Below are 18,242 nucleotides of genomic sequence, written 5' to 3' on the forward strand. Positions count from 1 at the left end.
CGGAAACACTGACGCCATGAGCCGGGCCGTTCGGGGTCTCGCCACCGCGGCCGCCTCGACGGTGGCGGCTGTCGGCCTGCGAGACCTCTTCCAACGCAGACATGCACTTCTCCGCAACTTCCCGGTCGTCGGGCACGCGCGGTACCTCCTGGAGGCGGTCGGCCCGGAGCTGCGGCAGTACATCGTCGCGGCCAACGACGAGGAGCGCCCGTTCACCCGCGACCAGCGGCGTTGGGTGTACGCGTCGTCGAAGAACGAGAACAACTACTTCGGCTTCGGCACCGACAACGACCTCGAGCACTCGAGCGGCTACCCGGTGATCAAACACCGGACCTTCGGCCGCAACGGCCCCGCGTCGGCGCCGAGGGCCGGACGCGACGTCGAGTTGCCGTGCGCCAAGGTGGTCGGCGCCGCGCGCAACCGGCCCCAGGCGTTCCGGCCGGCCTCGGTCGTCAACATCTCGGCGATGAGCTTCGGATCGCTGTCCGGCAACGCGATCGAGGCGCTCAACCGCGGCGCCGCGATGGCCGACTGTCTGCACAACACCGGCGAGGGCGGCATCTCCCGCTTCCACCGCAACGGCGGGGAGCTGATCTTCCAGATCGGCACCGCCTACTTCGGCTGCCGCGACGACGAGGGCCGCTTCGATCTGGAGAAGCTCAAGGACGCGGTGGCCGGTGCGCCGGTGCGGGCGCTGGAGATCAAACTCAGCCAGGGCGCCAAGCCGAGCCTCGGCGGGTTGCTGCCCGCCCCCAAGGTGTCCGCGGAGATCGCCGCCGCCCGCGGTATCCCGGAGGGGCGCGACTGCGTGAGCCCGTCGCGACACGCGGAGTTCTCCGACACCGACAGCCTGCTCGACTGGGTGGAACTGCTGGCGAGCGAGACGGGACTGCCGGTGGGGATCAAGGCGGCGGTCGGTGATCTGGAGTTCTGGACCGAACTGGCCGACTCGATGTGTGAGACGGGACGGGGCGTGGACTTCGTGACGATCGACGGCGGTGAGGGAGGCACCGGCGCCGCGCCGCTGATCTTCACCGACTCCGTGTCGCTGCCGTTCCAGGTGGGCTTCTCCCGGGTGTACCGGATCTTCGCGCAGCGGAACCTGCACGAGCAGGTCACGTTCATCGGCGGCGGGAAGCTCGGTCTGCCCGACAACGCGATCGTCGCCTTCGCGCTCGGATGCGACATGGTCTACGTCGCGCGGGAGGCGATGCTCGCGATCGGCTGCATCCAGGCCCAGAAGTGCCATACCGACACGTGTCCCACCGGCGTCGCCACCCAGAACGCGTGGCTGGCCCGCGGCCTGGTGCCCGAGGTGAAGGCCGAGCGCGCGGCGAACTACATCAAGACGTTGCGCCGCGATCTGGTCAAGGTGGCCGAGGCGTGCGGGGTGCACCACCCCGGTCTGATCGGCTGCGACTCGGTGGACATCCTCGACGGGCGCTACGGGTCGACACCGCTGCACGAGGTGTACGGGTACGCGCCGTGGATGGGGCTGCCGTCTCCGGCCGACCGTGAGGAGATCATCCGGTTGATGACCGCCGACAAGACGCACGGCGGGTCCGCGGCGCCGTCCCCGACGGCGGTGGGGTGAGTCAGCTGATCCTGCCGCCCGGGAAGATCGTCCTGACGGCCCGTGTGATGTTCTCGCGGGCGGCGGCCTCGCCGGTGGGGTCCAGGGAACTGATCGCCATCACGTAGCGGCGTTCGGGTCCGATCACGCCGGTGGACACGTGCACCTGGTTCGCGCCGTTCCAACAGCAGAACCAGCCCTGCTTGACCGCAACGGGCTCGGCGTAGAGCCCCTCAGGGATGCCGAACCGCTGCGGATACCCGTCCGTCCCGGTCGGTGTGGACCGCGCGAGGTTGTCGATGATGATGTCGGCCTGTTCTGCGGGCAACCCACCGGCGCCGTTCAGCAGCATGTCGTAGTAGCGGACGAGATCGCTTGCGGTGCTCGTCGTGACATCCCAGTGTCCGTTGTACGGGGCCGTCGTCCCGGTCAACCCGTAACGAGCCACGACGCGTGCGATGACCGCGTTGCCGCCGCTGCGGTCCCAGAACGTCTGAGCCGCACTGTCGTCGGAAGAACGCAGCATGACGTCGAGCGACCTGCGGTCGGCTGCCGAGAGTTTCGTCTTGCCCTCCGACTCCTGCAGCAGCAGGTCGTCGGCGATGAACAGCTTCACCACGGACGCGATAGGGAAGGGCCTGTTGGCTCCGTCGGAGACGATCTGACCGGTGTTGCGGTCCAACACGACCACCTCGACGTCGGCCCCGGACGCCGCCGCGTCGGCGGTGGCTTGCCGGACGCGGGCGTCGAGCCCGTCCACCCGGCGGCGTACCCCAGACCTGTGCCTCACAGCCGTTGAGGAGCAGCGCCACGCCGACAATCGCCAGTGTGGTCATCGCCCATTGCGGCAGCCGCCGACGCATGAATCTCCTCCGAGTGGATCGTGAATGCAGCGAGCGGGGGCCGCGCTGCGCCCACCGGATTACCCCAGCCTATGCGGCTTTACGCGGACAGGGCGCATCGAGATCGATGACGGTTACGGAACACACATGGGGGCTCGGTCCGGGATGACCGCCTCAGTTCTGTGTTGTTGGTGGGGGTTGGTATGGCGGGTACCACCACCAGTCGGCGCGCTCCCCGGTGGGACCTCGGTAGGGCGCGACCGTGGGCGGGGGCTGATTCGGCGGGCGCGCGAGTGACCCCGAGTGCAGTGCGCGGCCGGCGCCGTCGGTGACGGCGAGTCGGGAGGCGGGTCCGGTGATGGTGATGACGCCTTTGTGGTGCAGCCGGTGATGGTAGGGGCAGACCAGCACCAGGTTGTCCAGGTCGGTGCGGCCACCGTCTTCCCAGTGCCGGATGTGGTGGGCGTGCAGACCTCGGGTGGCCCCACATCCGGGGACCGCACACGTGGGGTGGCGATGTTCCAGGGCGCGGCGCAGGCGGCGGCTGATCAGCCGGGTGGCGCGCCCGGCGCCGATGGGCTGCCCGTCGCGTTCGAACCACACCTCGCAGGTGGCGTCACAGGTCAGATAGCGGCGACCGGCATCCGAGAGCAGCGGCCCCAGGTGCAGCGCGGCGATACGGGCTGTGAGGTCGAGGTGCACGACCACAGTGGTGCGATGCCCGTGCGGGCGGCGAGCGGCCTCGACGTCCCACCCGGCCTCGACCAGGCTATTGAACGCATCGACCAGGGTGGGAAACGGCGGCCGGGCACCGGGGCTGTCGCCCGCGCCCGGGCTGTCGGTGTCGTGGTCGTGTTTCCACTGGGCGACCAACCCATCGTGGTGGGACTGCAGGGCCGCGTCGAACACCGCCGCCTCGGCATGCGGCATCGCGATGCGCCAGTAGGTGTACTGCTCATCGGAGGTCTTGGTGATCGACGCCTGCGGGACCGGCCCGGGAGCAGGCGCGGGTTCGGCGTCCGACTCACGTTCTGGTTCGGGTGCGGGTTCGGGTTCGGGTCGGGGTTCGAGTGTGATCGCGGTGCGGAGTTGGTTGACCGTGGCGCTTTGCGCCAGCTCGGCGTAATGCTCATCGGACCCTGGCCCCGCGCCCTCGGCGATCACCCCGACCTGATCCAGCGACAGCCGGCCCTCCCGCAGAGCCTGCAGGCATTGGGGGAACTCCGCGATGCGGTGGGCGATGGCGGCGATGGTCTTACCGTTCCTCGACGACGACCCGGTCTTCCACGCCATCAGATGCGCCACCGACGTCGCGCCCGTCATGCCACACAGTTCGTCGTGGTCGATCTCGGCGGCGATCTCCACCAGCCGGGCGTCGATCGCGTTGCGCTGACCGGTCAGCTCCGCCAACTCCTCGAACAACACCTCGAGCCGGTCGATGGGGCGCACCACCACCGCGCCGGACGCCATGCTCGAGGACATGACCCCATACAAGCAGCAGGGTCCGACATTTCGGGTTCGTCGCGGCTACAGCGATCAGGTGATGCTGACGACCGCCCGGTCACCGAGTGGCGCCTGGAGTCCGACCGGCAGGCTCGCGAACACCCCGATCGCGATGCAGGCCCGGTTCACCGCTTCCGGCAGCACACCGGAGCGCAGTTTCACCGCGACGATGTCGGCGGTCTCCTGCACTTCCGCGTGGACGCCGTAGCACTCGGGCGTACCGGCGGTGAAGCGCACGGTGATCGCGCGGTCGTCGGGTAGGCGTCCCCACGACTCGATGCTCTGCGGGCGGGGGTCGACGATCGCGGGGTTGTCGACGAACGGCGTAAAGCCCTCCGCCAGGGGACGTTCCGGTATCTGGGTGATGGTAGGCGCCGCGGGCTGGGCCGCGACCGGGATCGCCGCGCCCAGTGCACCTGCCGTCAGGACGATGGCCGTGACGGACCGGACAACGATGCGCATCCCTCGACCCTAGCTCGCGACGTCCCGATCGACGGGCAGTTCCCTCAGCCCGTCGAGCGACGGCGGAAGCGGGCCGCAGTGCGCGATGCCGAGGCGCTGGGTCGCGCGGGTGAGGGCGACGTAGAGGTCCGCGGCGCCGCGCGGACCGTCGAAGATCCGTTCCGGCTCGACGACGAGGACCGCGTCGAACTCCAAACCCTTGACCTCGGCCGGCGCCACCGTACCGGGCACGTCCGGCGGTCCGATCACGACGCTGGTGCCTTCGCGTGCGGCTTCGTCCCGCACGAATTCCTCGATGGCGCAGGCAACGTCGTCCTGTGTCACCCGACGGCGCCACGGCGGTGACCCGGTGGACCGGACGGACTCGGGCGGTTGCGCGTCGGGCGCGAACTCGGCGAGCACCGCGGCCGCGACCGCCATGATCTCCGCGGGGGTGCGGTAGTTGACCGACAGCGGCCGGTAGACCCAGCGGCCCGGCACGTACGGTTCGAGCATCTCCGCCCAGGACCGCGCCCCCGCGGGCGAACGGCGTTGGGCCAGATCCCCCACCACAGTGAACGACTTGCTCGGGCACCGGCGCATCAGCACCCGCCAGTCCATCTCGGACAGTTCCTGTGCCTCGTCGACCACGACATGGCGGTAGGTCCAATCCCGGTCCGCTGCAGCACGTTCGGACAGCTCGCGGGTGTCCCGTTCGGTGAAGCGGTCCGCCAGTTCCTCACCGTGCAAGAGATCCGTGGCGAGGAGCAGGTCTTCGTCGTCCATCAGATCCTCGTGGGCGACCATGGATTCGAGGACGCCCTCGGCGTAGTCGGTTTCAACCTCTCGGGCCTTCTCGGCGGCGATGTCCGCGGCCGTGTCGCGGCCCAGCAGGTCGACCAGTTCGTCGAGCAACGGCACGTCCGACACCGTCCATGCGGCGCCGTCGGCGCGCCACAGCTTCTCGTCGGCGCCCGCCGCGCGCAGGCGTTCTGGGGATTCGTAGAGTTCTGACAGCAGTTGCTGCGGGGTCATCACCGGCCACAGCTCATCGAGGGCGGCGAGGTACTGCTCGCTGTCCGCGAGGTCTTCGAGCACATCGGCGCGCAGTTCCTCCCACGCGCCCTTGTCCGCCCGCGACAGCCAGCCCCTGCCGATCCGCGAGACCGCGCGTTCGGTGAGCACGTACTCGACGGTCTCGCGAAAGACCTTGCGTGCGTGGTTGTGTGGTAATCCGCTGCCACGGGCCTCGTCTATCGCCCACTGCGCGGTGTCGGGGTCGATCTGCACGGTGACGTCGGGCAGGTCGATGACCAGGGGCTCTTCGGGCACCCGTTGCCGGTCGGTGACAGCCGCCGCGAGCACGTCGAGGATCTTCAGCGACCCCTTGAGCGCGACGGCCTCGGCACCGTCCTCGGCGGTGACGGACAATCCGGGCACGAGATCGCCGGTGGTCATGAGCACGACGTTCGTCTCACCCAGCGACGGCAAGACGCGACTGATGTGGTCGAGGAAGGCGGGGTTCGGGCCGATCACCAGCACGCCGTGGCGTTCGATGCGCGCGCGCTGGGTGTAGAGCAGGTAGGCCACCCGGTGCAGCGCCACCACGGTCTTCCCGGTGCCCGGGCCGCCCTCGATCACCAGCACCCCCGGGTGGTCGTGCCGGATGATCGCGTCCTGCTCGGCCTGGATCGTCGCGACGATGTCGCGCATCCCCTCACCGCGCGGCGCGTTCACCGCGGCGAGCAACGCCGACTCGCCGCCGCGTTCGTCGCCGCGGGGCCGGCCGAAGACCTCGTCGGTGAAGTCGAGCACCCGCCGCCCGCGCGTGTGGAATTGGCGTCGTCTGCGCATCCCCTCGGGGTGCGCGGCGGTGGCGACGTAGAACGCCCGCGCCAACGGCGCCCGCCAGTCGAGCAGCAGCGGTTCGAAATCGTCGTCGCGGTCGAAGAGGCCGATCCGGCCGATGTAGAGACGCTCACCGGAGTCGGCGTCCAGCCGGCCGAAGCACAGCCCGTCGTCCGCGACGTCGAGGCGCTGGATCTCCTTGGCCAGTGCCCGCACCTCGGCGTCACGTTCCACGAGCGCACCGTCGCCGCGCAGCGCCGCGGCGTACTTCTCCTTGGCCCGCGCGCGTTCGCCATCGAGGCGGGTGTACAACCCCGTCACATACGTGCGCTCGGATCGCAGCTCGTCCTCGTACTCCCGCATGATCGCCTCACCACCCCTCGAATCCGGCCGAAGCCAGCCATTTTGGGGGATGACCCCGCCCTTGCCGCAAGCCCCCACCCGACCGATAGACTGGCCGCGGCTCACGGTGAACGCGGTCGGCTACTTCTGTTGAGCGATCTGGATCAGGTTCCCGCAGGTGTCGTCGAACACCGCGGTGGTCACCGGCCCCATGTCCACGGGTTCCTGGGTGAAGTGCACCCCGAGTCCGCTGAGCCGGTCGAATTCCGCCGCGACGTCGTCGACGGCGAACGACGTGAACGGGATCCCGTCGGCGACCAGGGCCTCCTTGAACGGTTTGACGGCGGGGTGGCCGTCCGGTTCGAGGACCAGTTCGGTGCCGTCCGGATTCTCCGGGGACACCACGGTGATCCACCGCGCCGGACCCATCGGGATGTCGTGCTTCGGGGCGAAGCCGAGCACCTCGGTGTAGAAGCGCAGCGCCTTGTCCTGATCGTCGACGAGCACGCTCGTCAGATGAATCTTCACGGTGGTGCCTCCCTGTCCTTCCGGGTCTTGTCGAGCCACCGCTCGACGATCGGTTCGAGCGGTGTGGTGTCGAGGTAGTGGAACTTGTACCGGCCGTCGCGCCTGGTCTGGACCAGGCCCGCATCCTCGAGGACGTCGAGATGCTGCGAGATCGCCTGCCGCGACGAGCCGAGCCCGTGCTTGGTGGTCAGGCGCGCGCAGATCTCGAACAGCGTCTGCCCGTTCCGGTCGGCCAGTTCGTCGAGGATCGTCCGGCGCGTGGGATCGGCCAGCGCCTTGAAGACGTCACCCACACCGGCCACGATAGGCAAGCATTCACTTGCATGTCAACGGCGGTGGAAGGATTGCCCGGTGACGCTCTCCTCGCTCCACGACCCGGACTGGCGCGGCTTCGCCAGCGACAACTACGCCGGCGTGCACTCAGAGGTTCTCGCCGCGCTGGCCGCCGCGAACGGTGGCCACCAGGTGGCCTACGGGGAGGACCGGTACACCGCACGGCTCCGCGAGGTCGTCCGCGAGCACTTCGGCCTGCGGGCCGAGGTCTTCCCGGTGTTCAACGGCACCGGCGCCAACGTCGTCTCGCTCACCAGCGTGCTGCCGCGCTGGGGCGCCGTGGTCGCGGCGTCGACCGCGCACATCCACACCGACGAGGCCGGCGCCCCCGAGCGGATGACCGGCATCAAACTGCTCACCGTCGACGCGCCGGACGGGAAGCTGACCGGCGACCTCATCGAGCGCGAGGCGTGGGGGTGGGGCAACGAACACCGGGCCCAGCCACTTGCGGTGAGCATCACCCAGGCCACCGAACTGGGCACGCTGTACAGCCCGGCCGAGGTGCGGGCGGTCGCCGACCTCGCCCACAGCCGGGGGATGGCCGTCCACATGGACGGGTCCCGGCTCTGGAACGCCGCCGCCGCCCTCGACGTGCCGTTCCGCGAGTTCACCACCGACGCGGGGGTGGACGTCCTCAGCCTCGGCGGCACCAAGAACGGGCTGCTCGGTGTGGAGGCCGTGGTGGTCCTCGACCCGGACCGCGCGACGGGTCTGAGCTATCTGCGCAAGCTGACGATGCAGCTGGCCAGCAAGATGCGATTCGCCTCCGCGCAACTGCTGGCGCTGTTCGACGACGACCTCGGGCTGCGCAGTGCGGCGCACGCGAACGCCATGGCCGCGCGGCTGCGCACCGCGCTCGACAACGGCGTCGACGACGGGACGCTGCCCGGTCTGGCCTTCACCCAGGACACCGCGGCGAACGCGATCTTCGCGACGCTGCCCACCGCGGCGGCCGACCGCATCCGCGCGCGGGTGCGCTTCTACGACTGGAACCGGTCGCGCGGCGAGGTCCGCTGGATGACCGCGTGGGACACCACCGAGGCCGACGTCGACGGCTTCGTGGCGGTGGTCCGGGAGGAGTTGGCGCGGGACTGACCAGCCCGCCCTCGTACGGTGGACCGGTGACCATCTCCTACGATGAGCCGCTGCGCGAGCGCATCTCGACCCACCTGGCGGGCCACGAGCGACGCACCGTGACCGACCCGACCAAACGGCACGCGGCGGTGGCGGTGGTGCTCGTCGACTCCGAGACCGGGGAGGACCGGGTGGATCCGGCGCCGGTCGACGACTGGATAGACGGCCGACCGATGGAGGCCGGTCTCGACGGCCGGATGGTCGACGTCTCCGGCGGTGCGGCGTTCCTGCTGTGCCGCAGGGCATCTCGGCTGTCCTCGCATGCGGCCCAGTGGGCGCTTCCCGGCGGCCGGCTCGACCCCGGGGAGAGCGCCGTCGAGGCCGCACTGCGCGAACTGGACGAGGAACTGGGCGTCGCGCTGCCGGATTCGTCGGTGCTCGGGCTGCTCGACGACTATCCGACGCGCTCCGGGTACGTCATCACCCCGGTGGTCGTGTGGGGCGGGGGCCGGCTCGATCTGCGGCCCGCCCCCGACGAGGTGGTGGCGGCTTACCGGGTGGGGCTGCACCAGTTGCAGCGCGACGATTCGCCCCGGTTCGTCACGATCCCGGAGAGCCCGCGGCCGGTGGTGCAGATCCCGCTGGGCAACGACCTCATCCACGCCCCGACCGGTGCGGTGCTGCTGCAACTGCGCTGGCTCGCGCTCGAAGGCCGCCCCGACCGCGTGGACGACCTGGAGCAGCCGGTCTTCGCCTGGAAATAGACGTCAGTCCAGGCGGCCGGCGTCGAGGAGTCGCAGGACCGCCGCGCCCTCCTCGTCGGAGGCGTCGAGATCCACCTCCACCTCGAAACCCCAGTCGTGGTCGCCTGCCGGGTCGTCGAGGATCTGCCGCACCCGCCACACCCCGAGCCGCCGGTCGACGATCAGCAGCGCCGGACCGCGGGCGTCCGCGCCGGTGCCCACGTCGTCGTGTTCGTCGAAGTACGCGTCACCGACCTCTGCCCACTGCTGCGCCGTCCACCCGGAGCCGCCGTCCAACTCGCCGAGATCGGCCCAGCGACGCCGGGCGAACAGCTCGACCCGCCGGAACAGCGCGTTGCGGACCATCGCGGTGAACGCGCGCTCGTTACCGGTCAGCGGCCGCGGACGGGTGGGCACCGAGACGGGCGCGTCCAACGGCTGGTCCGGGCTGGTGAGCTGTTCCCACTCGTCAAGCAGGCTCGAATCCACCTGTCGCACAAGCTCGCCCAGCCACTCGACGATATCGGTGACCTCGTCGGTGCGGGCCGCGGCGGGCACACCGGAGCGCAGCGCCTTGTACGCGTCGGACAGGTAGCGCAGCACCGCGCCCTCCGAGCGGGTGAGCCCGTAGACGCTGACGTACTCGCGGAAGGTGAATGCCCGCTCCCACATCTCGCGCACCACGGACTTGGGGGACAGCGTGCCGTCGGCGGCCCACGGATTGCTCTGCAGGTACACCTCGTAGGTGTGCTCGAGCAGCTCTTCGAGCGGTTTGGGATAGGTGACGTCGTCGAGCAGTTCGATGCGCTCGTCGTACTCGATACCCTCGGCCTTCATCGCGGCGACCGCTTCGCCTCTGGCCTTCTTCAGTTGCGCCGCCAGGATCTGGCGCGGATCCTCCAGTGTCGCCTCGATCACCGAGACCACGTCCAGTGCATAGGTTTGCGCCTCGGTGTCGAGAACCTCGATGGCGGCCAGCGCGAACGTCGAGAGCGGCTGGTACAGCGCGAAGTCATGGGGCAGGTCGACCGTCAACCGGTAGCGCCGGCCCTCGGGGGTGTCGACGCGCTCGATGACCCCGGCCTGCAGCAGCGAGCGGGCGATGCCGACCGCCTCGCGGATGAGCTGCAGCTGCCGTTTGCGCGGTTCGTGGTTGTCGGTGAGCAGCCGGCGCATCGCCTCGAACGGGTCGCCCGGCCTGGCGACCACGTCGAGGATCATCGCCGTCGACACCCGCATGTTGCTCTGCAGCGCCTCCGGGGCGGCGTCGACCAGACGGGTCATGGTCGACTCGCTCCACGGCACCATACCCTCGGGGACCTTGCGGCGCACCAGCTTTCGACGCTTCTTGGGATCGTCGGCGACCTTCGCGAACTGTTTGAGGTTCTCGACCTCGTGGTCGGGGGCCTGCACGACGACGGTGCCCGCGGTGTCGTAGCCGGCGCGTCCGGCCCGCCCGGCGATCTGGTGGAACTCACGGGCGTTGAGCAGGCGGGTGCGGGTGCCGTCGTACTTCGACAGGGCCGAGAACACCACGGTGCGGATCGGCACGTTGATGCCGACGCCGAGGGTGTCGGTGCCACAGATGACCTTCAGCAGACCGGCCTGGGCGAGTTGTTCGACGAGGCGCCGGTACTTGGGCAGCATCCCGGCGTGGTGGACGCCGATGCCGTGGCGCACCAGACGCGACAGCGTGGCGCCGAAGGCCGTGGAGAAGCGGAACGCCCCGATGAGTTCGGCGATCGCGGCCTTCTCCGCCTTCGTGCACACGTTGATGCTCATCAGTGCCTGCGCCCGCTCCAGCGCGGACGCCTGGGTGAAGTGGACGACGTAGATCGGCGCCTGTTTCGTGTCGAGCAGGTCGGAGATCGTCTCGTGCATCGGCGTGGTCGCGTACGAGTAGAACAGCGGAACCGGACGTTCGGCATGGGCGACCAGCGCGGTCGGCCTGCCGGTGCGGCGGGTGAGGTCCTCGCGCAGGAACGTGACGTCGCCGAGGGTGGCCGACATCAACAGGAACTGGGCGCGCGGCAGTTCGAGCAGCGGCACCTGCCAGGCCCAGCCGCGGTCGGGGTCGCCGTAGAAGTGGAACTCGTCCATGACCACGAGTCCGGCGTCGCTGCCGGACCCCTCGCGCAGCGCGATGTTGGCCAGCACTTCGGCGGTGCACGCGATGATCGGCGCCGCCGCGTTGACCGCTGCGTCGCCGGTGAGCATGCCGACGTTCTCCGCGCCGAACACCCCGCACAGCGCGAAGAACTTCTCGCTGACCAGCGCCTTGATCGGCGCGGTGTAGTAGCTGCGCCGGCTCCCGCCCTGTTTGCTCCTCGCGTCCGCGCCGGCCAGCGCGAAGTACTGCGCGCCCGTGGCGACCAGCGACTTCCCGGAGCCGGTGGGGGTGGCGAGGATGACGTTCGCGCCGCTGACCAGTTCGATCAGCGCCTCCTCCTGCGCCGGGTACAACGGCGTGCCGTTGGCCTCGGCCCACGCGGAGAACGCGGCGAAGAGTTCGTCGGCGTCGGTGCCCTTGGCGCGCAGGGGCGCGAGGTCACTCGGATCGTCGAGCAGTGGGACGGTCATCGGGCGGTGGGTTGGGTGGTCAGCACAGTGTCTCCAGCCTGCCTTACCCGCGTCGGCCGCCGCTCCACGGTCGCTCGTTCTGCTCGCGGCGTGCGCGTTCGGCGGCGCGGTCCGCGGCCCAGAACTCCTCGAAGGTCCGGCCAGGGTGCACGTTGGGAAGGCGGTTCATCAGGCGGCTGAACCATGTCGGCGCCGCCTCGGGCTCCCATTGGGGCAGCGCCGTGCTGATCGCGAACAGCGTCTTGAGGACGATGAAGACCCCGAAGAACGTCGACGGCGCCCCGGTCACGGCCACGCCCACCATGCCGAAGATGAGCGTGAGGTGGACGACGATGACGCGCCCGACACCCTGGTTCGCGGTCTGCTCGAGCTGGTGGAACGGCAGCCGGCGCAGCCCGGGCAGGTCGACGAGGAAGTCGACGGCGAGCAGGATGACCACGCCCGCGCAGCCGACTCCGACGCTGCGCCAGTCGATCTCGGCGAAGCCGCTCTTGCCGTTGCGGTCGAGCAGAAACAGGATGACGCCCAGGAACACACCGTGCGCGGCGCAGAAGGCGAAACCGGTGACGACGAAGCCGCTGAGGAACGAGCCGCGGGCGGTGCGCCGGTCGGCGCTGGGCGCCGTGTACCGGAAATGTCCGCGCCGGGGACTCCACGTCTGGTGCGCGAGGATTCGCAGCGAGACGAACACGCACGTCGCCACGTTCTCGACCCAGTACACGGCGAGCGTGGTACCGCCCGACCAGTCCGCGGCGAACCACCCGGCCGCGGGCACGGCGACGAGGCCCAGCAGCGTCAGCAGATGGACGAATCGGATCACGTCGCGAATGGGCCCGCCGTGGGCGACGTCAGGAGGCTTCGAGGCGGGCGCGGATCCCGGCCAGACGCTGCCGCAGTTCGGACTCGTCGATGACGCCGCGGATGAGCAGCGAGTGCGCCAGTGACACCAGCTGGTTCTCGGGGTAGGGCAGATCGGCGTAGACGGTCGCGGACAGGTGATCCTCCTCGTCCCGGCGCTCCGCGAACGTGGGGATGTTCGCATCGCCGCAGGCGCCGTGATCGAGCGCGTCACAGAGCCCGTCGAGGCTGGTCTTCCACGGCGGCACCGGGTTCTCGACGCCGTACTTGGCTGCCATGCGCGGCCACACCTGACCGCGTTCGACGATGCGGGCGAGTGTTTCGATCGGGGTGTGCTCGGATGCACTCATCGGGTGGCCTCAGTCGCCGATCGGGTGGATCGCCGGTCGGGTGTCCACGATCACGTTCGTGGTGACGCCCGGCTTGGGCAGCGCGACGCCGATGAGGCAGTCGCGCGTGATGATCTCGGTGAGCTGTTCCTCGGTCCAGCCGTCGGTGCCCTCCGGGCGCATGGGCATCACCATGAAGCGGTGTTTCTGGTTCGAGTCCTGCACCCGGACCTCGACGTCGTCGGGGAGGTAGAGCCCGAACTCGGCCAGCACCTGACGGGGCCAGCGGACCAGGCGCCGACGGTAGTTGGGTGTGCGGTACCACTCCGGTGAGTTGCCGAGGATGGGACGCGGATAGCACGAGCACAGCGCGCACACGATCACGTGGTGCAGAGTCGGTGTGTCGGCGAGGATCTCGAACGCGGTGAAATCGCTGGGCGTGCCGAACCCGGTCGGTTCCATCCAGTCGACGCCGACCTCCTTGCTGGCGGTCATCGGTTCGCGCAGCGCCAGGTCCTTGAAGTCGGCGTCCAGCCACGCCCGCGCGACCAGACGCGCGGCCGGGGTGGGGCCGATCTGCTCGGCGAACTCGGTGAAGTGGCGGTGCTCCTCGGCGGTGAAGATGCCCTTCTCGATGCACAGTTCGCGCAGCGCGATCTCGAGGACCTCGAAGTCGGTGATCTCGTCGACCATCGGCTTGACGGTCCGGTCGTGGTCGTGGTCGTGGTCGTGGGTCACGGTGGTGTCCTCCGGTGTTCAGCTCGCCGCTTCGAGCCAACGCTCGGGCAGTTCGGTCTGCAGGGTGTCGGTGGCCGTGCCGGTGTAGCCGTGCCACAGCTCGGACTGGTTGAACCGCACGACGTAGAACCATTCCGGGGTCGCGTCTCGGCGGTCCCAGGTCTCGTCCTCGGCGGCCGGGCTCTCGTAGGCCACCGTCGCGATGACGCCGGTGGCGCCGCGGGTGTACTCGGGGGTGCGGGTGTAGAACAGCACGGGCAGTTCGCGCACCCGAACCGCGTCCCCGACGGCGAACTTCGGCCGGCCGGCCAGCCCGGCGTACACCTGAGGGTCCCCCTTGCCGACCGCGTGACGGTGGTGCTCGTTGCGGGCGACCTGCGAACCGTCGCCCTCGGCTTTCGGTTGCGCGTCGGGTTTCCGGCCGTCGAGCCCGCCGGCGTATCGGGCCTTCACCTCGGCCATGCGCTCGGTCAGTTCGGTGAGCCCGATGTGGTGCTTCTCCACCAGCACGCGGGCGACCGCGAGCAGCCAGCGGCCGTAGTAGGGCAGCCCCAGATACTGCGCCCGGCCGACGTCGACGTTGCCGATGCGGCGCCGCTCCTCCGACAGCCAGATACCCCGCCAGGCGAGGACTTCGCAGATGACGTAGGTGGCTTCCTCCCACTGTTCGTACTGCTTGTTCTCGTACTTCATCGGGGCGTCGGGCTCACCGCCGACGTCGTGCACCGGCTTGAGGTAGGCGGTGATGCGGCCGTGGTCGAGTTGGTCGGGCGTCGGGGCATCCGGGAGTTCCGGATACGCCGACTTGAGTCGGGCGACGAGATCCAACTGTGCTGCGCGCTCGGCTGCCGTGCTCATGGGTCTTCCCCCTCGTGGCGCGGATGGCGATCCGGCAGTGATTCTGGGGCAAAGCCGGCGTGGGTGCAGGGTGTTTGCTCAGATCGGGCCGAGTGTTTGCCCCGCGTTTCGTGACCGATCCCCGCCGGACGGGCCGCCATCCGCGTTATCGTCCCCCGATGAGCGATGGGGAGACGCCGACCGACACGACCGGCCCGACACGGGCTCCCACGAGCACACGGCGTGCCGTCCTCAACACCATCAGGGGGTCGGCGGGAAACCTGGTCGAGTGGTACGACGTCTACGTCTACACCGTGTTCGCGACGTACTTCGAGGCGCAGTTCTTCGATTCCGACGACGAGAACTCCACGCTGTACATCTACGCGATCTTCGCGGTGACGTTCGTGATGCGGCCGGTGGGTTCGTGGTTCTTCGGGCGCTTCGCGGACCGGCGGGGGCGCAAGGCCGCGTTGATGGTCAGCATCACCGTGATGTCGTCGTGCTCGTTCGTGGTCGCCGTCATGCCCACCCGGGAGGTCATCGGCTACTGGGCGGCGGTGATCCTCATCGCGGCCAGGCTCCTGCAGGGGTTCGCCACCGGCGGTGAGTACGGCACCTCGGCGACGTACATGTCCGAGGCGGCCACCCCGCGCAGGCGCGGCTTCCTGTCGTCGTTCCAGTACGTCACCCTCGTCGGTGGGCACGTGCTCGCGCAGTTCACGCTGCTGATCGCGCTCGCCGTCCTGGACGTCGAGGCGGTGACCGAATGGGGTTGGCGGATCGGCTTCTTCATCGGCGGCATCGCGGCCCTGGTGGTGCTGTGGATGCGCCGTTCGATGGACGAATCGCTCAGCGACTCCCACCTGGAAGCGATCCGCGAAGGCAAGGACCGCGAGGCCGGTTCGGTGAAGGCGCTGTTCACCACGCACTGGCGGGCCCTGCTGCTGTGCTTCCTCATCACCGCGGGCGGCACGGTGGCGTTCTACACGTACACGATCAACGCACCGGCGATCGTGAAGTCCACCTTCGGAGACGATCGGGCGCTGACCGGGACGTGGATCAACCTGCTCGGCCTGATCTTCCTGATGTTGCTGCAGCCGCTCGGCGGGTTGCTCAGCGACAAGGTGGGCCGCAAACCCCTGCTGGTCTCCTTCGCCGTCGGCGGCGTCCTCTACACCTATGTGCTGTTGACGTACCTGCCGCAGACCACGTCGCCGCTGATGGCGTTCGCGCTGACCGCGGTCGGGTACGTGATCCTGACCGGCTACACGTCGGTCAACGCGATCGTGAAGGCGGAGTTGTTCCCCGCCGACGTCCGCGCGCTCGGTGTCGGATTGGGCTACGCGCTGGCCAATTCGGCGTTCGGCGGCACGGCGCCGCTGCTGTATCAGGGGGCGAAGTCGGCCGACCGGATCGGTCTGTTCATCGTGTACGTCACGGTGGTGATCGGGGTCAGCCTGCTGGTCTACATCTTCGGCTTGAAGAACAAGGGGATCACCGCGCTGGACCGCGAACAGGGCAGCGCCTGGAAGGTGCCCGAGCCGGCGGTCCGCTGACCGGCCCGGCGGTCAGGCCGGTGTCATCGACACCAGGTGATAGACCTTCACGCGCCCGGGCACTTTGGCGTGACACTGCGACAGCAGCGGTTCCGACCACCCTTCGTCGAGCGTCACCTCGACCGGGCCAGCGTCGCCGTCGAGCACCACCCGGTGGACGTCGTCGTCCCGCTCGACGGACAGCGGTGAGAGGCTCGCGATGCGATCGTCCCCGTACTTCTCGCGCGCGAAATACTGCGCCGCCTGCACCGCATGCGGCAGCGAGGTGCGGCCACGCAGGTACCGGTTGTCCAACCGGCCGTCGTGATAGAGCCGGACGAGCTCGGCCGCATCGGTGGAGTCCACCCGCCCGTAACACAGCCCCTCCGGCAGGATGAGCATCGTCGCCGCGAAGCGGTCACCGCCCAGATGGGAACACTCCCAGGCACTTTCGGGATAGGCGGCGGCGATGGCCGCGATGGCGCCGCGGCCGCGCACCGCGCAGCACTGGTCATGTCTGCCGTGCGCGCAGACGGCCACGACCGGATCGGTGGACAGGGCGCCGTCGGATCCGTCCAGTGCGAGGTCGAGGTAGTCGCCCGGGGCGTCGACCTCCCCGGAGTACAGCGCCTCGCTGCCGAGCCCCGTCCTGGCCACGAACCACCGCCACCGGGGGGTGGCGGACCGACGGCCGTGGCGGCGGATGGCGGCGATGCGCATCTTGGCGCCCTCGATGCGGCGGACGATCGCCCGTCCGAGTTCGGGATCGATCACCGCGGGCGATTGCAGGAACGCCGAAGGCCCCCAGCCGCCGGGCAGTTCGAGCAACACCCACGAGGTCCCGGCTGAGGCGGTGCCGTACATCGGATCGCCACGATGCAGCGACTGGTCACTGCACGGCGTGCGCTTGCGCATCGTCATGCGGTGGCCGGCGCCGGTGTCACGACCGCTTCGCGCAGCAGTCTGCGGATCAGCACGGTGCCGTCGGCCCGGTCGAGTCCGGGGAGGTTGCCCGCGTCGGCCACCATCCCGCGGTGCAGCGCGAGCACCGCCTCCGCGCAGGAGGCGGGGAAGGAGATGACCCGGTCGGGTAGTCGCAGCGCGATCCGGTCACCGGCGGTGTCGACCGTCGCGACCAGCCCGTGGCGCCAGCGCACCGGGGTGGTGTCGGCGTGCGCGGCCGCGTCCAGCGTCGCCAACGGACGGACGGCGACCGGACGGGTCCGTTCGGTGTGCCTGCGCGTCAACCGATCTGCGGCCGCGCCGCTGAGCGCGGTCGCATCGTCGCGCATGGTCTCGACCATCTGCGCCATCACCTTGGTCACCGTGGCGATGATCTCATCGTGATCGGCCGGGTCGCCGCCCATGGGCAGCGACGCCCGGAACGCGGGGTCGTCCGCCAGCACGTCGACGACGGCGCGGGCCACGTCGACGCCCGTCACGGCCGACACTCCGATAGTGAGGTGGATCGACGTCGTGTCGAGGGCCTGAGCCGAATGCACCCATCCGCGAGGGAGATACAGCGCGTCACCGGCGGACAGCACGGTGTCGACCACGGGTTCGGCGGCGGCGCGCCGGGCCACCGCGGCCCGGTGTCGCGTCCACGGCTGCGACGGCAGCGGGTGCGGATGGACGGGTTCGTGGACGACCCAGCGCTTCTGGCCTGCCGTCTGCAGCACGAAGACGTCGTGGACGTCGTAGTGCGGTTCGAAGCCCTGGTTGTCCGGGGGCGTGATGTAGGCGTTGGCCTGGACCGGATGGCCGAGGTCGTCGACGAGGTGGCGGACGAAGTCGATCACCGGCGGCCAGAGACGGTGCAGACCCTGCAGCACGATGGTTGCGCCCCCGGCGAACTGGGTGAGCACCTTGGCGGAGTCGACCTGGTCGGGCATCTCCGCGCCGAACCCGGCCGGCCCGAGGTAGCAGTCCTTGGCGAGGACGTCACCCTCTTTGGCGAGCCGGATGAACGGGGCGCGTACCCCGCGCTCGGCGATCAGCTCGTCGACCATGCCGGGCGAGAGCAGATCCCCGAAGTCGCGGGGCAGCGCCTCGGAACGGCTGAGCAGCGGTCGGCGACCCCAGTGTTCGGTGGCGAACGTGTGCGGGTCGGTGGCGATGCAGCGGCTCAGCATGTCGAT

General features: G+C 69.6%; 16 protein-coding genes and 1 pseudogene. 4 read left to right on the forward strand and 13 right to left on the reverse strand.

Annotated features, from left to right (window positions below; translation table 11 throughout):
- The first annotated feature begins 16 nt into the window (after positions 1 to 16).
- Entirely contained in the window at positions 17 to 1,594 is a 1,578-nt protein-coding gene (locus AU195_RS09855) for an FMN-binding glutamate synthase family protein (RefSeq protein WP_059158892.1), read from the forward strand.
- A 1-nt stretch (position 1,595) separates the two neighbouring features.
- Here the strand turns inward: AU195_RS09855 and AU195_RS09860 are convergent.
- The 6 genes and pseudogenes from AU195_RS09860 to AU195_RS09885 all read right to left on the reverse strand — a co-directional run bounded on the left by AU195_RS09860 (position 1,596) and on the right by AU195_RS09885 (position 7,370).
- Positions 1,596 to 2,436 (reverse strand): annotated as a pseudogene (locus tag AU195_RS09860) (serine hydrolase).
- A gap of 153 nt (positions 2,437 to 2,589) precedes the next feature.
- Positions 2,590 to 3,897, reverse strand: coding sequence for an HNH endonuclease signature motif containing protein (locus AU195_RS09865; protein ID WP_059158893.1), 1,308 nt, complete (start codon positions 3,895 to 3,897; stop codon positions 2,590 to 2,592).
- Positions 3,898 to 3,951: 54 nt separating this feature from the next.
- Complete coding sequence (locus AU195_RS09870) at positions 3,952 to 4,380, reverse strand: hypothetical protein (RefSeq protein ID WP_059158894.1); 429 nt, start codon at positions 4,378 to 4,380, stop codon at positions 3,952 to 3,954.
- 9 nt (positions 4,381 to 4,389) lie between these two features.
- Positions 4,390 to 6,570 carry an RNA polymerase recycling motor ATPase HelR gene (gene helR / locus AU195_RS09875; RefSeq protein WP_059158895.1) on the reverse strand — a complete coding sequence of 727 codons (2,181 nt, stop codon included), beginning with the start codon at positions 6,568 to 6,570 and terminating at the stop codon, positions 4,390 to 4,392.
- Between the two features lie 120 nt (positions 6,571 to 6,690).
- Positions 6,691 to 7,077: a VOC family protein gene (locus AU195_RS09880; protein WP_059158896.1), complete on the reverse strand. Its 387-nt coding sequence runs from the start codon at positions 7,075 to 7,077 to the stop codon at positions 6,691 to 6,693.
- Positions 7,074 to 7,370, reverse strand: coding sequence for an ArsR/SmtB family transcription factor (locus tag AU195_RS09885; RefSeq protein WP_059158942.1), 297 nt, complete (start codon positions 7,368 to 7,370; stop codon positions 7,074 to 7,076). The genes AU195_RS09880 and AU195_RS09885 overlap by 4 nt, the downstream gene beginning before the upstream one ends.
- Before the next feature lie 58 nt (positions 7,371 to 7,428).
- Between AU195_RS09885 and AU195_RS09890 the strand changes: the two genes are divergently transcribed.
- Together AU195_RS09890 and AU195_RS09895 are read left to right on the forward strand one after the other, a co-directional pair.
- On the forward strand, positions 7,429 to 8,505 hold the full coding sequence (locus AU195_RS09890; protein WP_059158897.1) for a threonine aldolase family protein: 1,077 nt from the start codon (positions 7,429 to 7,431) through the stop codon (positions 8,503 to 8,505).
- Between the two features lie 26 nt (positions 8,506 to 8,531).
- Complete coding sequence (locus AU195_RS09895) at positions 8,532 to 9,248, forward strand: NUDIX hydrolase (protein ID WP_059158898.1); 717 nt, start codon at positions 8,532 to 8,534, stop codon at positions 9,246 to 9,248.
- A gap of 3 nt (positions 9,249 to 9,251) precedes the next feature.
- Here the strand turns inward: AU195_RS09895 and AU195_RS09900 are convergent, their stop codons facing one another.
- The 5 genes from AU195_RS09900 to AU195_RS09920 all read right to left on the reverse strand — a co-directional run bounded on the left by AU195_RS09900 (position 9,252) and on the right by AU195_RS09920 (position 14,590).
- Positions 9,252 to 11,807 carry a DEAD/DEAH box helicase gene (locus AU195_RS09900; RefSeq protein WP_059158899.1) on the reverse strand — a complete coding sequence of 852 codons (2,556 nt, stop codon included), beginning with the start codon at positions 11,805 to 11,807 and terminating at the stop codon, positions 9,252 to 9,254.
- 43 nt (positions 11,808 to 11,850) lie between these two features.
- Positions 11,851 to 12,627, reverse strand: coding sequence for a DUF6498-containing protein (locus tag AU195_RS09905; protein ID WP_059158900.1), 777 nt, complete (start codon positions 12,625 to 12,627; stop codon positions 11,851 to 11,853).
- A gap of 28 nt (positions 12,628 to 12,655) precedes the next feature.
- Positions 12,656 to 13,015 (reverse strand): hypothetical protein, encoded by a 360-nt coding sequence (locus tag AU195_RS09910; RefSeq protein ID WP_059158901.1) that lies wholly within the window; start codon positions 13,013 to 13,015, stop codon positions 12,656 to 12,658.
- A 9-nt stretch (positions 13,016 to 13,024) separates the two neighbouring features.
- The gene (gene scnC / locus AU195_RS09915) at positions 13,025 to 13,687 is read right to left on the reverse strand and encodes a thiocyanate hydrolase subunit gamma (protein ID WP_157531099.1); all 663 of its coding nucleotides are present in this window, start codon (positions 13,685 to 13,687) and stop codon (positions 13,025 to 13,027) included.
- A 63-nt stretch (positions 13,688 to 13,750) separates the two neighbouring features.
- Positions 13,751 to 14,590, reverse strand: coding sequence for a nitrile hydratase subunit beta (locus AU195_RS09920; RefSeq protein ID WP_059158903.1), 840 nt, complete (start codon positions 14,588 to 14,590; stop codon positions 13,751 to 13,753).
- Positions 14,591 to 14,748: 158 nt separating this feature from the next.
- Between AU195_RS09920 and AU195_RS09925 the strand changes: the two genes are divergently transcribed.
- On the forward strand, positions 14,749 to 16,125 hold the full coding sequence (locus AU195_RS09925; RefSeq protein ID WP_059158904.1) for an MFS transporter: 1,377 nt from the start codon (positions 14,749 to 14,751) through the stop codon (positions 16,123 to 16,125).
- A 12-nt stretch (positions 16,126 to 16,137) separates the two neighbouring features.
- Here AU195_RS09925 and AU195_RS09930 read toward each other — a convergent pair whose 3' ends face one another.
- Positions 16,138 to 17,025, reverse strand: a complete 888-nt coding sequence (locus AU195_RS09930; RefSeq protein WP_059158905.1) for a ferredoxin family protein — start codon at positions 17,023 to 17,025, stop codon at positions 16,138 to 16,140.
- Positions 17,022 to 18,236: a cupin domain-containing protein gene (locus AU195_RS09935; protein WP_059158906.1), complete on the reverse strand. Its 1,215-nt coding sequence runs from the start codon at positions 18,234 to 18,236 to the stop codon at positions 17,022 to 17,024. The genes AU195_RS09930 and AU195_RS09935 overlap by 4 nt, the downstream gene beginning before the upstream one ends.
- Between the last annotated feature and the right edge of the window lie 6 nt (positions 18,237 to 18,242).

This window comes from Mycobacterium sp. IS-1496 (assembly GCF_001499995.1).
Taxonomy (GTDB): Bacteria; Actinomycetota; Actinomycetes; order Mycobacteriales; family Mycobacteriaceae; genus Mycobacterium.